Origin of the sequence: Vagococcus intermedius, from assembly GCF_029144185.1 — a bacterium.
GTDB lineage: Bacteria > Bacillota > Bacilli > Lactobacillales > Vagococcaceae > Vagococcus_D > Vagococcus_D intermedius.
Genome location: NZ_CP110232.1, coordinates 634,999 through 649,555, shown reverse-complemented (window position 1 = coordinate 649,555; position 14,557 = coordinate 634,999). Strand labels below are relative to the sequence as shown.

The 14,557-nt window shown below is 34.8% G+C and carries 14 protein-coding genes and 1 riboswitch; of the genes, 4 read left to right on the top strand and 10 right to left on the bottom strand.

From position 1 onward, the window contains the following. Positions 1-14: 14 nt before the first annotated feature. The 5 genes from OL234_RS02975 to OL234_RS02955 form a co-directional block, all read right to left on the bottom strand. Positions 15-1,151, bottom strand: coding sequence for an ATP-grasp domain-containing protein (locus OL234_RS02975; protein WP_275469690.1), 1,137 nt, complete (start codon positions 1,149-1,151; stop codon positions 15-17). A 227-nt stretch (positions 1,152-1,378) separates the two neighbouring features. Then, entirely contained in the window at positions 1,379-1,960 is a 582-nt protein-coding gene (locus OL234_RS02970; protein ID WP_275469689.1) for a xanthine phosphoribosyltransferase, read from the bottom strand. An 80-nt stretch (positions 1,961-2,040) separates the two neighbouring features. Then, positions 2,041-2,137, bottom strand: a riboswitch (purine riboswitch). A gap of 123 nt (positions 2,138-2,260) precedes the next feature. Beyond that, on the bottom strand, positions 2,261-2,866 hold the full coding sequence (locus OL234_RS02965) for a glycoside hydrolase family 73 protein (RefSeq protein WP_275469688.1): 606 nt from the start codon (positions 2,864-2,866) through the stop codon (positions 2,261-2,263). A gap of 26 nt (positions 2,867-2,892) precedes the next feature. Further along, complete coding sequence (locus OL234_RS02960; protein ID WP_275469687.1) at positions 2,893-3,777, bottom strand: M15 family metallopeptidase; 885 nt, start codon at positions 3,775-3,777, stop codon at positions 2,893-2,895. Positions 3,778-3,785: 8 nt separating this feature from the next. Next, positions 3,786-4,322 carry a hypothetical protein gene (locus tag OL234_RS02955; protein WP_275469686.1) on the bottom strand — a complete coding sequence of 179 codons (537 nt, stop codon included), beginning with the start codon at positions 4,320-4,322 and terminating at the stop codon, positions 3,786-3,788. Between the two features lie 159 nt (positions 4,323-4,481). Here OL234_RS02955 and OL234_RS02950 point away from each other — a divergent pair, with 159 nt between their 5' ends. After that, entirely contained in the window at positions 4,482-5,429 is a 948-nt protein-coding gene (locus OL234_RS02950) for a Gfo/Idh/MocA family protein (protein ID WP_275469685.1), read from the top strand. Positions 5,430-5,438: 9 nt separating this feature from the next. On the opposite strand, the gene OL234_RS02945 is transcribed toward OL234_RS02950, so the two are convergent. Then, positions 5,439-6,413 (bottom strand): aromatic acid exporter family protein, encoded by a 975-nt coding sequence (locus tag OL234_RS02945; RefSeq protein WP_275469684.1) that lies wholly within the window; start codon positions 6,411-6,413, stop codon positions 5,439-5,441. Between the two features lie 152 nt (positions 6,414-6,565). Here OL234_RS02945 and OL234_RS02940 point away from each other — a divergent pair, with 152 nt between their 5' ends. The 3 genes from OL234_RS02940 to OL234_RS02930 are packed head-to-tail and all read left to right on the top strand — an operon-like array spanning position 6,566 to position 8,838. After that, positions 6,566-7,204, top strand: coding sequence for a hypothetical protein (locus tag OL234_RS02940; protein WP_275469683.1), 639 nt, complete (start codon positions 6,566-6,568; stop codon positions 7,202-7,204). Beyond that, positions 7,201-7,821, top strand: a complete 621-nt coding sequence (locus OL234_RS02935) for an FUSC family protein (protein ID WP_275469682.1) — start codon at positions 7,201-7,203, stop codon at positions 7,819-7,821. Before OL234_RS02940 ends, OL234_RS02935 begins: the two co-directional genes overlap by 4 nt. Positions 7,822-7,866: 45 nt before the next feature. Then, a complete protein-coding gene (locus OL234_RS02930) occupies positions 7,867-8,838 on the top strand; it encodes a glycosyltransferase family 2 protein (RefSeq protein ID WP_275469681.1) in 972 nt (323 codons plus the stop codon). A gap of 25 nt (positions 8,839-8,863) precedes the next feature. Here OL234_RS02930 and floT read toward each other — a convergent pair whose 3' ends face one another. The 4 genes from floT to OL234_RS02910 form a co-directional block, all read right to left on the bottom strand. After that, positions 8,864-10,306, bottom strand: a complete 1,443-nt coding sequence (floT, locus tag OL234_RS02925) for a flotillin lipid rafts scaffold protein FloT (RefSeq protein WP_275469680.1) — start codon at positions 10,304-10,306, stop codon at positions 8,864-8,866. Between the two features lie 22 nt (positions 10,307-10,328). Beyond that, on the bottom strand, positions 10,329-10,859 hold the full coding sequence (locus OL234_RS02920; protein ID WP_275469679.1) for an NfeD family membrane protein: 531 nt from the start codon (positions 10,857-10,859) through the stop codon (positions 10,329-10,331). Positions 10,860-10,992: 133 nt separating this feature from the next. Then, a complete protein-coding gene (locus OL234_RS02915; protein WP_275469678.1) occupies positions 10,993-13,713 on the bottom strand; it encodes an FtsX-like permease family protein in 2,721 nt (906 codons plus the stop codon). 9 nt (positions 13,714-13,722) lie between these two features. After that, a complete protein-coding gene (locus tag OL234_RS02910) occupies positions 13,723-14,424 on the bottom strand; it encodes an ABC transporter ATP-binding protein (protein WP_275469677.1) in 702 nt (233 codons plus the stop codon). Between the last annotated feature and the right edge of the window lie 133 nt (positions 14,425-14,557).

Here is a 14,557-nt window from a genome sequence, read left to right as displayed (position 1 = left end):
TTAAATTTCTCCTTTTAAAATGAGTCATCCCATATTCTTGTTTTTTTAATTTTTTGTAATTCTTCACCTACATCCTCAGTTAACACAGTGACGTGTCCAACAGAGTCTGCTTGTTCTTTTGCTGTATTACCATAATAATGATGATACCAATTACTATTAAAAGGAATACAACTAATTGTTTCAGTTGACTGATTTCCAGCAATATTTAATGTAATAGCTGGTGTGTATAAAGAAATATCTGGTAGCTTCCAGCCAGCAATGCCCCGAATATGCGCATCAAATTGTGATAAGTTACTTGCCTCCATTGAATAATAACCTGAACAATGAGGACCACTAGAGATCGAGTTAACATAGATCAATCCATTTGAAGTAACAAACAAATTAACCGTTAGTAACCCTTGAACACTTAAAATCATCGCCAACTCTTCAGCAATTCTCTGTGCTTCTTCACTTACTTCTGAAGGAATACTTGCAGGAACCGTCGCTCTTACAAATGAGCCATCATCTTTATAAACTGTTTCAACTACTGGGAATTTGACATAATCACCGTTCCCATTACCAACAATCGTAACTGAAATATCGATTTTATCAGTTATTTGCGCTTCAAGGATACAAGTATCTTCCTGTAGTAGTGGTAAACAATTACGAATATCCGACATATTGTTTAAGACATACTGTTGTGCACTCCCCTCCCACATATAACGGGATGATTTTAATACACATGGAAAACCAATGGCGTCTACTGAATCTTCAATATCTCCAAACTCTGATATCAATACATAAGGTGCAATATTAATATTACTATTTTCTAAAAATGAGCGTGCAAACACCCGATTTTGTGAAATTTCAATTAACTCTAAACTTTGAGAGATTGTGACGAAATCTGAAATGTTACTAATAAACTCTGTATTAATATTTTCGTTCGAAAATGTCAATAAATCACATTTAGCTGCCATATTCATTAACGCTGATTGGCGGTTTGTGTCTGCTACGATGTGCCAGTCAGCTATCTCGGATGCTGAGCACCATTCATCTGGGTCTAGTATTCCTACATGAAAGCCCATTGACTTCGCTGATAACGTTAAAAGACGTGCCTGATGTCCCCCGCCTATAATTCCAATCGTTTGCCCTGGTATAAACAAATCCGACAAAAATACCCCTTCTTTCTCACTCTGTTATGTCCTTACTCTATATACAGAATTCATTTTTACACTATCTAATTTAGTTTAACAATCACAATGCCTTGTGTCAAAATTTTTTATCAATAATCAATTAAATTTTAGCCTTTTTTTAACTTTTAATTTCTTAAAAAATCACCTAATTACGTCCCTTTTACTTAACAAAAAAAGACCCCCTTTAAAAAGGTTGTCTTTTTTTGTTAAGCATCTGCCTCTAAAAACGTGACAGTTTGATTTTCTAAAGAACCAATGCGCGCTAGTGATTCAACACGTAACCCTTTTTCAATCAATAACTCACGACCTGTTTGGAATGATTTTTCAATCACGATTCCAATTCCTTCAACTTTTGCGCCAGCTTGACGACATAGATCGACTAAACCTAATGCTGCCTGACCATTAGCTAAGAAATCATCAATCACTAAGACATTATCTTCTTCACTTAAAAATTTCCGTGAAATAGAAATTGTGCTAGTAATTTGTTTTGTAAAAGAATAAACCTCAGCTGTTAGTAACTCTTCATTCATAGTTAAACTTTTACTTTTACGTGCAAAAATAACAGGTACATTTAAATGTAAACCGGTAAAAATAGCCGGTGCAATACCTGATGCTTCAATTGTAACAACCTTAGTTATTTTTTCTTTTTCGAATAATTTTGCAAACTCTGCCCCAACTTGTTCCATCAATACTGGATCAACTTGGTGGGTTAAAAATTTATCAACCTTTAAGACGCCTTCTTGTAAGACAGTACCATCTGTCTCAATTCTATTTTCTAATGCTTTCACAATAATCCCCCTCAAGAATAATAATTCTCTATAGAAAATACTTTGAATATTAGGTAACAAGGGACTGTTACCGACACAATAAAAGTTTAACAGTTGCTTGTAGTCCGATATTTGCGGTATCAGGTAGAGACAATCATCCTATTATGATTATATACAAACTATGTTCTATAAGTGCATTCATTATCCATCATATTTCCAACAATTTCAAGCGAATATCTATCAATTTCTCTTTGTTTTCAGAAAACATTCTCAAAATAAAGCAAAAAGAGACTCCTCTCCACTAGAGAAATCTCTTTTTCTTTAATTATCATAAATAAATAATTGATTGGCTTCGATTAGATTGATTAACTTCTCCGAGTATTTTGGATCTGTTGCATACCCCGCTAGTTGTAAAGCCTCAGCAGCTTCCTGGTAATTTGTAGCTTGAAGAACAGCGTGATATAAAGTCGGATTGTTCACCGTTCCTAAGGTCAGTAAACCCGCGTAATCTTCCATTGAACTCGTCCAACTATCATAAACTTTAAATCTTTCTTTCGATTTTGACCAACTGCCTACCAAGAATTCATCGGTGTTAAGACGCACATGATCGCGATCTGCTTGAGAGGCCTTTATGCCATATAAATTATAATAAGTTTGGCTAAGTTCACTCCGTCCCCAATCAGACTCCAAAGCTGCTTGAGCAATAATAATACTAGGTAAAATCCCTTTTTCCTGGTAAATTTTTTGCGCTTGGGGAACCAAACTAGTCACAAAATACTCAATATCTTCATCGCTGGATCCTTTTTCTGATATGCTTAACAGTTTAAGGCTAGCTATAAAAACTCCGCCTACTAGGATGACTCCTATCAGTAACAATAATATTAAATTCAGCTTAGACCTTAAATAGTTGTTATTAACTTTTGCCATGTCATGCCTTTAAATATTATCCTTTCTTACTCTGCCTTTTTTTCTTTTACTTTAGGATTTTCTGCTTTTTCTAGTTTCTTAAGATATTCTTCTAATACTAATTTATTTTTTGTCATATACTTAGCACTTTCTTTGCCCACATAGCGCAAATGCCAAGGTTCATAATTAATATTGGTTATCTCTTCTTTTCCTTTGGGATAACGAATCACAAAACCATAATTTGGGACATTCTTTTCTAACCATTTTCCCGCTTCAGTATCATAGAAACTTTCTTCTAAACCTAAACCTTGATCAAACCAACTTTGTTCTACCACATCAATTGCTAAACCAGTATGATGTTCACTTGTTCCAGGTTCAGTAATATAGGCACGCGTCTTACTTTCTGCAACTTCTGGTGTATCTCCCTCAGCAATATGTTGATTTAAATTAGTAGCAAAAACTTCTTCTTGTTGTGCAATTGATCGATAACTCGACACAACTTTTAGATTAATCCCATCTGCAGCAGCAGCTTTTTCCATCTCTAGATACTCTTTAGTAATGCGTTCATCTAATTCAAAACCGTTTGGCATCACTTCCAATTGCTCGTTTTCATGATCAATGGCGTGAGTAGCATTAACTAGAACGAGCTTCCAATCATCTGCTTTAATATCCGGCAAAGACTCGGTTTTTTTCTTCTTTTGCGACTCATCTTTTTTATCATTCGCTTTTTTTTCTACTTTTTCATCTTGGGTATATTTTCTATTATTTCCTTCTGAATCCATTGGGAAAAAAATAAATGATGAAATCATAAACCCAACAAAAATGACTGAGGATACGCCAATTAGATTCCGTTTAAACGTTCTTTTATGAAGCATGTTGTTAAATAATTCTTTGATTTTTTCATTAAAGTTGTGCATATTATTCTCGCTCATTCCTATTCTTAGTTACCAATGTAAGTATCTGTCAAATTTTCATTAACCCATTCTAATAAGTCCACAGGGGCATCTTCAATTTGTTGCTGAATTTTAGCCGGCAAACAAAATTCTAAAATATCATCATATCCCCAAATACCATAATTCATTGACACTTTTAAATTAATTACTTCTTTACCTATCTCTCTAGCTGATTGTGTTGCATATGATTCTTTTTGACTAATCAATTCGACAACTGCCTCACCTGTATGTAACCACTGTTTAGCAATCACTGATTTTACACGTTTGTATTCTTCAACCACATAATGCCGTTTTTCAGGGAATAGTACAGTTTGACGGATAATTTTTTGCAAAAGCATCCATTCATAATCTGAAAATAATCCTTTGATTTTCTGCATAATTTCGCTTTCTAATACTTGGGTGCCTTTTTTCCAATTTACCCACTCTTCTTGAGATATACCTAAATACACCTGACAAAAATTTGTCTCTGTCCCAAACTGGCTTAATACTCGATCCATAATAATTTTTACCATTGCTTGATGCATTTTTATTCACCTCTTTCTTACCATTTTACAACGGATGTTCTAAAAAATCATCTAATAAAACATATTTTCTGAATTTATTTAAGTAATATAGTAAACTAGACTTAGTAAATTAAATTTAGTGACATAAAAATTACTTTTTTTTAATGAAAGGAGACTATTATGACAACATACCGTTGGGCTATTTTAGGTTTAGGAGGAATGGCTACAGAATTTGCAAAACATTTTGATCCCACTTTAGGAACACTGGTAGCAGCTGCCTCTCGTTCTTTAGATAAAGCGACGACTTTTTGTGAGACATACGCTATCCCTAAGGCTCATGGTTCTTATCAAGATTTATTTGCAGATCCTGAGGTAGATATTATTTATATTGCCACACCGCACAACCATCATTACGCATCCATCAAGTCTGCTTTAACCAATAATAAACATGTCTTGTGTGAAAAAGCTATTACACTTAATGCCAAAGAACTTACCGAGATGATCGAACTTGCTGAAGAGAAAAAACTTATTTTAGCAGAAGCTATGACAATCTATCACATGCCACTCTTTCAAGAACTCAAAAAACGAATTGAGGCTCAAGAATTTGGTACCTTAAAAACGATTCAAGCTTCGTTTGGTAGCTTTAAAGAAAATGATCCTAGTAATCGCTTCTTTAATCCTGACTTAGCTGGTGGGGCTTTACTTGATATTGGTACTTATGCTGTATCATTTGTCCGCTATTTTTTATCAAGTCAACCGACAGAAATCAAATCACTTATGTCTCCTTTTTCAACTAAGGTTGATGAACAATCTGTGACTATCCTTCAAAATAGCCAAAATGAACTCGCAACTGTCACCCTAACCTTTCAAGCTAAGATGCCTAAGCAATGTGTCATTGCCTTAGAGAAAGCTTTTATTACAGTCACTGACTATCCACGAGCCAGTACCGCCACTATCACTTATTTAGATGGACATACGGAACATTTAACGATTGGTAAAACAGAATTAGCTCTAAATTATGAAGTCGAAAATATGACCCATTATGTCAATCAAACTAAAAAAAATCAAACATTAGCTCTATCCTATGATGTTATGACTATTTTAGATGCTATGAGAAAACAATGGTAAAAAAAGCCCTTATTCAGGCTTTTTTTTACCAACATTTGCTTGATATTTTTTATGAAATTCAATTTTCAATGTTATAAAATGATCAAACTCACTAATTAGTTGATACAGTTTTGCTCGTTGTTCAAACTCTTCACGGGTTTGTGGAAGTGCTGCTAGCCGATAATCTTTCATCACCTTAGCAAAAGCATCTTGCAAAGCTAATCCATCGTTATGTTCTGAGAAACTTAAAGAAGATAGCTGTAAAAGTTCTTCAATATCTGTAACTACTACACGATTTTCTTTGTCATGTGTTTCTTTGACTAATTGATTCATTTTTTTTAAAATATCAACTTGAAGACGACGCATTGTAAAATAATCTAAATAATAAGACTCTTCTGAAAATAAACGATTCTCATCTTGTTGGCGTGCAGCAATCTCAGCATTTTTCAAAGACAAGACAACATTATCTAGCAAACGATCACACTGTCTCCCATCACCTTTTCCCCCTAAATATAAACTCATTCCTAATAACAACTGTTTAATTGTTTCATCTACTAATGACTGTTTTTTTTGTAATTTTTTAGTGAAATCAGGCATAAAAAGATTTGCGATTAAAGCCACTCCCGCGCCAATAAATAATAGTAAAAAAGCATTTTTTACCAGCGCAAATGATAAGTCACCGGCTACTAAATAATGCGTCACTAAGACTGAGCTGACAGGAATGCCATCCGTCATCTTCCCTCTAACTGCTAATGGAATAAATAATAATAAGTAACAGCCAAAAGCGATGGCATGATACCCCAGCAAATTAAAACACCCATAAGCGATTAGTGTGGCTAAAATCAAAGATGCGATTCGAAAAAAAGCTGTTTCAAAAGATGATCGTTTTGTATTGGTCACGCTCAAAAGAGCAATAATCCCTGCTGCAGTGGGGTTTTCCAAATGGAAATACTGAGCAATTAATATTGCCACAGCTGCACAAACCGCTGTTTTTATTGTTCTCATACCTATTGTGACTTTCATTTTCCACTCACTCCCATTCTTATTAAGAATAACATGAAACAATCAAAAAACCGACTATTTTTAGCTAGACTAACACAACTAATTGCACCGTTTTATGATATGATAGAAACTATATCAAGATAGGAGGACCCCTTATGAAGAAAGGACTCAAACTACTTTTCTTCCTCTTTAGCTTATTACTTTTAACTAGTTGTGGGTTAACTGAGGAACTAGAACAAGCAAAAAATGAGGTTCAAGCATTAAATACTAATCTTGAAAATCAAAAAAACCATTATCAAACCTTATCGCAATTAATTGAACTACTACCTACCGAATTTGATAATGATTTAAAGAACATAACGGAAGAAAATCTCTTGACTAACCAAGAGGGGGCGGTCTATCGAAACGTCACCTTGCGACAAGAATTAAAACCTAAAATGACAACGGAACAAGCAGAAATAAAAAAGAAACAGCGGGCTCTCAATACTATCATCAAACGGAACGCTGCTGATGTTGATAATAAACAACTAAAACGATTAAGTAATAGTTTAGATATTGTTATGAGTAATTTTGATTCTCTTGGAATTTATCAGGAGACTATTGAAAAGCAAGAAAAAGCTTTTTACAAAGACTTTCCAAAAGATGATCTCGAAGAACAGCTTTTTATTATTGAACAAACATACGGTGCACTAGACTTGGTTTGTCAAGAGGCACAAGCTAATATTAGCTATTCTCAAAGTCTTCTAAAACAATTTGAAAAAGAAGCGGTTAAAAGTAAGGCGAAACACCCATGACAATTGGCCCATTTAAATTAGGATTTAGAACAATTAAAACTGCCTTAGCAGTGATGACTTGTATTTTATTATTTCATCTCTTTGACCGCCCCTCATCTCCTATGATTGCCTGTTTGGCATCGGTCTTCTCTATGCGTGAAGATATGCCTTCAACAGTGTCATTTGGCTTGCATCGGATTTTGAGTAACTTGCTGGGTGGCGCCTTAGCTTTGGTTTATTTTTACATCTATTTGTTTTTCAACCATGCTTTTTGGGTAGAACTTTTAATTCTGCCATTACTGGTCACTTTTATTATTATGTTATCTGATAGGCTAAATTTAAATGCAGGAATTATTGGAGCTTGTGCTACTTTATTTATCATTGTTTTAACTGTTCCAGAAACTGAAACTTTTTTATACGCTCTAGCTCGAATTATGGATACGACTATTGGAACAGTTGTGGCCTTACTAATCAACCGGCTCATTGCACCACCTAAATCGAAAGATAGTCTCCCACCACAGCCTGATTTAGCGCAACAACTCAAACTGTTAGAAGAAACTTCTCGTAAACAAGAACAGCAACTATTAGCACTAAAAAAAGAAGTCGCCTATTATAAAGAAAAAGAACTTAAGAACTAGTTAAGTCGGCAAGATGATTGTTAGTATTAGAAAGGAAGAAGTAATTTGTTAAAGAAAAAAATCAGCTTGATAGTCCCTTGTTATAATGAAGAAGAAACTATCATGTTGTTTCATGACGCCATCCAAACGATTGAACAAAAACTTAATCACTACGACTGGGAGTATCTTTTTATCAACGATGGGTCAACGGACACTACACTAGCGATTTTAAAGGAACTTGCTACAAACCATCCGGAAACAGTTAGTTACCTTTCCTTTTCTCGTAATTTTGGAAAAGAAGCAGCAATGGCAGCTGGACTACAACATGCCATAGGTGATTATGTTGCCGTTATGGATGTCGACCTGCAAGATCCACCTGAATTATTAATTGAAATGACCAAACTTTTAGAAACGACTAACTACGATTGTATTGGAGCAAGACGAGTGGACCGCAAAGATGAACCACCTATAAGGTCATTTTTCGCCCGACGTTTTTATTCACTTATCAATAAAATTTCAGATACTGAATTCGTCGATGGTGTTAGAGATTTTCGTTTAATGACACGTCAAATGGTCAATGCTATCCTTTCTTTGGAAGAGTACAATCGTTTTTCGAAAGGGATTTTTAGTTGGGTAGGCTTTGATACTTATTATATAGAATTTGAGAACAAAGAACGTAGTGCTGGAGAAACATCTTGGTCTTTTTGGAGACTTTTTAAGTATTCAATTGAAGGCATCCTATCCTTTTCAACGATGCCCTTACTAATTGCTTCATTTTTAGGGATTGTCACCTTTTTAAGCGCTATTACTTTCTTAATTATAATTATAATACGCGCCCTTATCTTCGGAGATCCAGTAGCTGGTTGGCCCTCACTGGTCAGTATTATTCTATTTTTAGGTGGCATCCAATTATTTTGTATGGGAGTCATCGGACAATATATTGGCAAAATGTTTTTAGAAACAAAAAAAAGACCTCTTTTTATTATCAAGGAAGCTAACTTAATTAGACAAACTAAACTAGATAAAAAAAAGAAGTAGCAGAGATTAATCTGCTACTTCTTTTTTAATCTTCTTTCGAAGAATAATCTGCTTGTTTAGATTGAGTTAAGTTATTTAGCATCTCTTTTAAATCTAAGCCTGTCGTTTCCTTTAAGGTTTCTTGAGAACTCGCCAATAAATTAGTCGCATAATTGGTCACACGATTGGCTCCACTTTGCTCTCCCCCTTGACCTGTATCTACTACTGAAATTTTTTCAATATTTCCTAGTGGCTGAGCCGCTTCCTTCACAAGACTTGGAAGCATTTCAATAACCATGCTCAAGACAGCTGCCTCACCGTACTCTTTAAAGGCTATAGCTAGTTTTTCTTTCGCTTCTGCCTCAGCACGCCCCTTAGCAAGCGTCGCTTGCGCCATCGCTTCCCCTTCCAAACGAAGCTGTGAAGCGTTGGCTTCAGCCATCGCTTCAACTCTGAATTTTTCTGCCTCGGCTGTAGCTACTTCTAAAGCCTTAACAGATAAAGCTTCTTGTTCTTTAGCATACCGATCAGCATCCGCTTTTTTCTTGACTTCTGAATCATATTGTTTCTCACGACGAATGATTTCTTTTTCTTCTAATTCAATTTGTTTTTGACGTTCGATGACTTTAACTTCCATCTCTTGGGCAATAACTTCTTGTTGAGCCCTAGCACTTTGAAGATTATAAGCTTGATCGGCCTTGGCCTTAGCAATATCCTGTTCTTCTTTATACATTGCTAATTTCAATTCTTTTTCTTTCGAAGCCTCTGCAATTTCTGTTTGTCTTTCTAATTCTGATTTTTGTGACTCTTTTTCAGCTTGGGCACGTTTAATTCTTGTCTCTTTGTCAGCCTCTGCTTCTGCAATATTGGCATCTCGTTTAACTTGAGCAATTCTTGGTTTTCCTAGTGAATCTAAATAACCATTTTTATCTTTTACTTCTTTAATAGTAAATGAGACAATAATTAACCCCATTTTGGCTAAATCAACACTGGCTACCTCTTGGACACTTTGACTAAACTTATCTCTATTTTGATAAATTTCTTCTACAGTCATAGAACCTAAGATTGAACGTAAATGACCTTCTAATACCTCTCGTGCTTCATTTTCTAGTTCATCACTTGTCTTACTAAGAAATTGTTCAGCGGCTGTAGCAATCTCTTCTACTGATGACCCAATCTTAATAATCGATGTCCCATCTGCCATAACAGGAACACCTTGTTCTGTATAAACCTCAGGTGTTGACACATCCAATTTACTTGAGAGTAAACTCAAACGATTGGCTCTCTGAAAGACTGGCAAAACAAACGTCCCACCACCACGTACTATTTTTATTTTATTCCCCGCTTCATCACTATGAACATTTTTACTTCCTAAGTAACTACCACTAATAATTAAAGCCTCATCTGGCTTAGCCGTTTGATATTTTGCTACAAATACCACAGCTAACATTACCACTATAAAAATAAATAAACCTATTACAATAATCATTTAATTACCTCCAATTTTTTGTTTAATTAAAATTAACAGTCTCATCATAAGGGATTACATAACAAACTCGATCTTTTATCTCAATGATTAGGACTTTTTCACCTTGTTTACTGACATTTTTTTGTGGGACTTCATACCACTTGGCAGGACGCGTCGTTGCTCCTGTCACATTTTTTAACAAAATTTCTCCCATACCCTTTTGAGGTATCGGTGTGACTACTTGCCCAATTCGACCTTCCCAGTCTTTTTCAGACGACGATAGTGTGGCATCAGCATTTTTTATGGGAACAATCACATAAAAGTTTAGAAAAAATACTATCACTGTCGCTATTAAAGCGGATATAAATAAAATTAAAAAGCTATTCAAGCCACTAAAGTGCTCTCCTAAATAACCGCCTAACGAAGAAAAAGCTAGCCACGGGATCACTAAAATTGGGGCAATAGGGCCGTCAACTTCCAATATATCACCGAAAAAAACTAATAAAACGGACAAGCTTGCACAGACTATTAAGACATAAAAGTAAATTGTTGTCATCTCAACAGCGCTACTCATAAACGACACCTCCTATTTCTAACTGATTTAAACCTATCATATAATTAAAAGCTTCTTAATCGTATACTAGTCTTTTTTTAATTTAATAGCAAGTAATAAAAAAAAACAGCCAATATCACTATTGGCTATTTTCTTATTCATTTGATTTTAAAGCTTCAATCATATCAACTTTTTTTAATTTTTGATGCATGGCTATCATGACTAATAATGAAAATAAGGCAGTTAATAATGCTGAATAAAGATAGCTCACTCCATGTATGGTAGGTGAGAACATCAACATATCAACTTCTGCCGTTTCTAAAACAAAACCATGTAATAACTTCCCTACGCCACACCCTACTAAAATACCAAGAACTGTTAGAATATTGTTCTCTCGATAAACATACATCGTGACTTCTTTATTATAAAATCCCAAAACCTTAATCGTTGATAACTCGCGTATTCTTTCTGATATGTTAATATTTGTTAAATTATACAACACAATAAAGGCTAGAGCTGCAGCTGAGGTTATCAGTACCCAGACTACCACATTCAAACTTGAAATCGTATCATCCATCGCACTGCTTGTTTGGCTTAAAAAAGTAACATTAGCTATTTTACCTGCTGCCATTAATTTTTCTGATAAATCATCTTCACGTTTTTGTGTTGGTTGTTCTTTCAATAATAACAATTCAGAATTAAATGTTGGCGCTTCTTTCATCACTTTTTGATAATAAGCTGGTGTCATATATATAAAATGCATGGCATAGTTTTCAACAACATGAGCAATTTTTATGTCATAAAGTTGATTATCACTACCACTCACTTGTAAATAATCCCCTGCTTTAACTTTAAATAGTTTGGCTAACTTTTCATTCACGATGGCACCTGTCTCATCTAACTGATAAACCTCACCTGTCTGTCGGTTATTAAATAACATAAAATCAGGTAACTTACTCGTATCATTAGGAACATTGACCGTGACTTTTTGTGTGGCAACATTTTCTTTCTTCACTTCCATTGCTTGTTGCGATAAGATTAAACGTTGCTTAATTTCAGGTATCGTCTTTACTAATTTTTGGTACTCATCTTCTTCAGTTTTAGAAGAGTTTTCATTATAAGTGACCACTCCTTGATAGTGCCATAATTTATTAAACTGAAGTTCAACAACATCTGAAATAGAATCACGTAAACCAAAACCAGTAATAATCAGTGCCATACAACCGGCAATACCAAAAATTGTCATAAACATTCTTTGCTTATACCTGAATAAGTTACGCGCTGTGACTTTCTGATTAAAATCAAAACGGCGCCATATAAAAGTGACTCGCTCTAATAAAATACGCTTTCCGGCCTTAGGTGCTTTAGGGCGCATCAAACTAGCTGGGGTGCTAAATAAATCATAACGTAATACCACCAAAGCAGATAATAACGTACACATCAAAGCAACACTTACTGACTGCATTGAGTAATTCCAATAATAAATAGTTCCTATCTGTGGCAGATTGTACAAAGCCCCATAAGCATCGATAATAACTTTAGGAAACACATTGAAGCCAATGACTAAACCTAAAATAGCACCTAATAAGCTAGCCATCGTCGCATAGATAATGTATTTTAGTGAAATCTCCCAGTTGCGATATCCTAGCGCTTTTAGTGTCCCGATTTCACTTCTTTTTTCTTCAACCATACGTGTCATGGTTGTTAGACTAACTAAAGCAGCAATCATAAAGAAAAATACTGGAAAAACAGTGGCTATTGAAGAAATCCTTTTCGCATTTTCTTGATACTCCGTATAGCCTGGATTATCATCCCGAGTTAAATAAAAATACTTTGGCGCTTTTAGCTTGGTTAATTCTTGTTCTTTTTCAGATAAACTGACCTCAGCTGTTCGTAACGTCCTCTCTTCTTTTTCAATTTGACTTTTACCTATCGCTATCTTTTTAGTCATCTCGGTTAAAGCAACGTCAGGTATTCCTTGTTTTTCAGCCACACCTAAAGCTTTTTCACCTTCCCTTAGCTCTTTTTTCGCTTTTGCTAATTTAATTTGACCATCAGTTAGCTCTAACTTCGCTTTATCTAGCGGTTTTTTAGCCTCTTCCTTAATACTAGCTAATCGTTCTTTTCCACGCTTACTAAATAGTTTCTCCACTTCCTTTGTAGAGTTTGTTAAAGCGTGATCATATTGTTTCGAATAAGCTGTTGCCTTATCTGTTTCTTTAAATCTCATAGATACACTTGTATAAGTCTCTATGTTAAATTCAGTTTCTGGTAAAACTGCAAAATAATCGATGGAACCTTTGCCTACTTGGGTATTGCCTCGAGACATATTTTCCACATAAAGTGGTGAGTTTACAAAGCCTACAACTTTATACTGTCCTACTTCAAAAATTTCTTTCGTGTCCGATTTTTTATTTATTTCAAATGATTCACCTAATTTATACTCCCCTAATAAGAAAGCCAAATTATCTAAAGCAATTTCATTAGGCTTGTTAGGCAATCTACCTGACACAACTTCATACTGGTTTAAGTCATCTGACTGCAGCTGAGGAAGTGAGAAAAAACGAACCACACGATTTGTCTCAGACATATTTAAATCAACACTATACCCTGGGACTACTTCTTTAATAAAATTTGCCTGTTCCAAAAGAGTGACATCTTCATCCGTTATTCCCATTGTTGAGATTACTTGTTGATCCATTAATTTTTTTTCTGAAAAATAGTGATCAGCACTTTTAAGCATATTGGGTCCTGTGGCTTTAATGCCTGCATAAAAACAGACCCCTAATAAAATAATCCCCATGATTGAAAAGAAGCGTGCTTTAGAAGCAAATATTTCACGCCAAATTGATTTATATAATGATGTTTTCTTCATCATTTTCCCCTACCATTCAATCTTTTCAACAGGTGTTGGATTTTCGTTCACTTCAATACTTCGAACTTTAGCATCATTAATTCTAATCACCCGATCTGCCATTGGGGAAATAGCAGAGTTATGGGTGATAACAATGACAGTCGTTCCGGTCTTGCGACAACTATCTTGAAGTAACTTTAAAATTTGTTTACCTGTTTCATAATCAAGCGCACCTGTTGGTTCATCACATAGTAATAACTTGGGATTTTTAGCCAAGGCACGTGCAATCGCCACTCTTTGTTGCTCTCCTCCTGAAAGTTGAGCAGGAAAATTACTTTTTCTATTAACAAGACCTACTTGCTCTAACACGGCATCCACATCTAGAGCCTTAGGTGAGACTTGTGACGCTAACTCAACATTTTCTTTAGCTGTTAAATTTGGGACTAAATTATAAAATTGAAAAACAAACCCCACATCAATCCGACGATAAGTCGTTAGTTTCCGTTCATTAAATTTAGCAATATCCACGCCATCAACTAGTATATTTCCCTCATCACAACTATCCATCCCACCTAAAATATTTAAAACAGTAGATTTTCCGGCACCGCTGGGACCTAAGATGACGACAAATTCACCTTTATCAATTGAAAAATTAATATCATTATTAGCGACAATCGTTGTTTCTCCCATTTCATAACGTTTGTAAACATTTGATATCTCTACGTAACTCACATGATTCACTCCTTTTGGCGTTGTTTTTAAAGAACCTATTATAAAAACAACTTAATAAGTTTTATTATAACTGATTACTATCGATATTTCTCATGAAATACTCTTTGAGTTATTCCTAAAAATTGCGTATAAT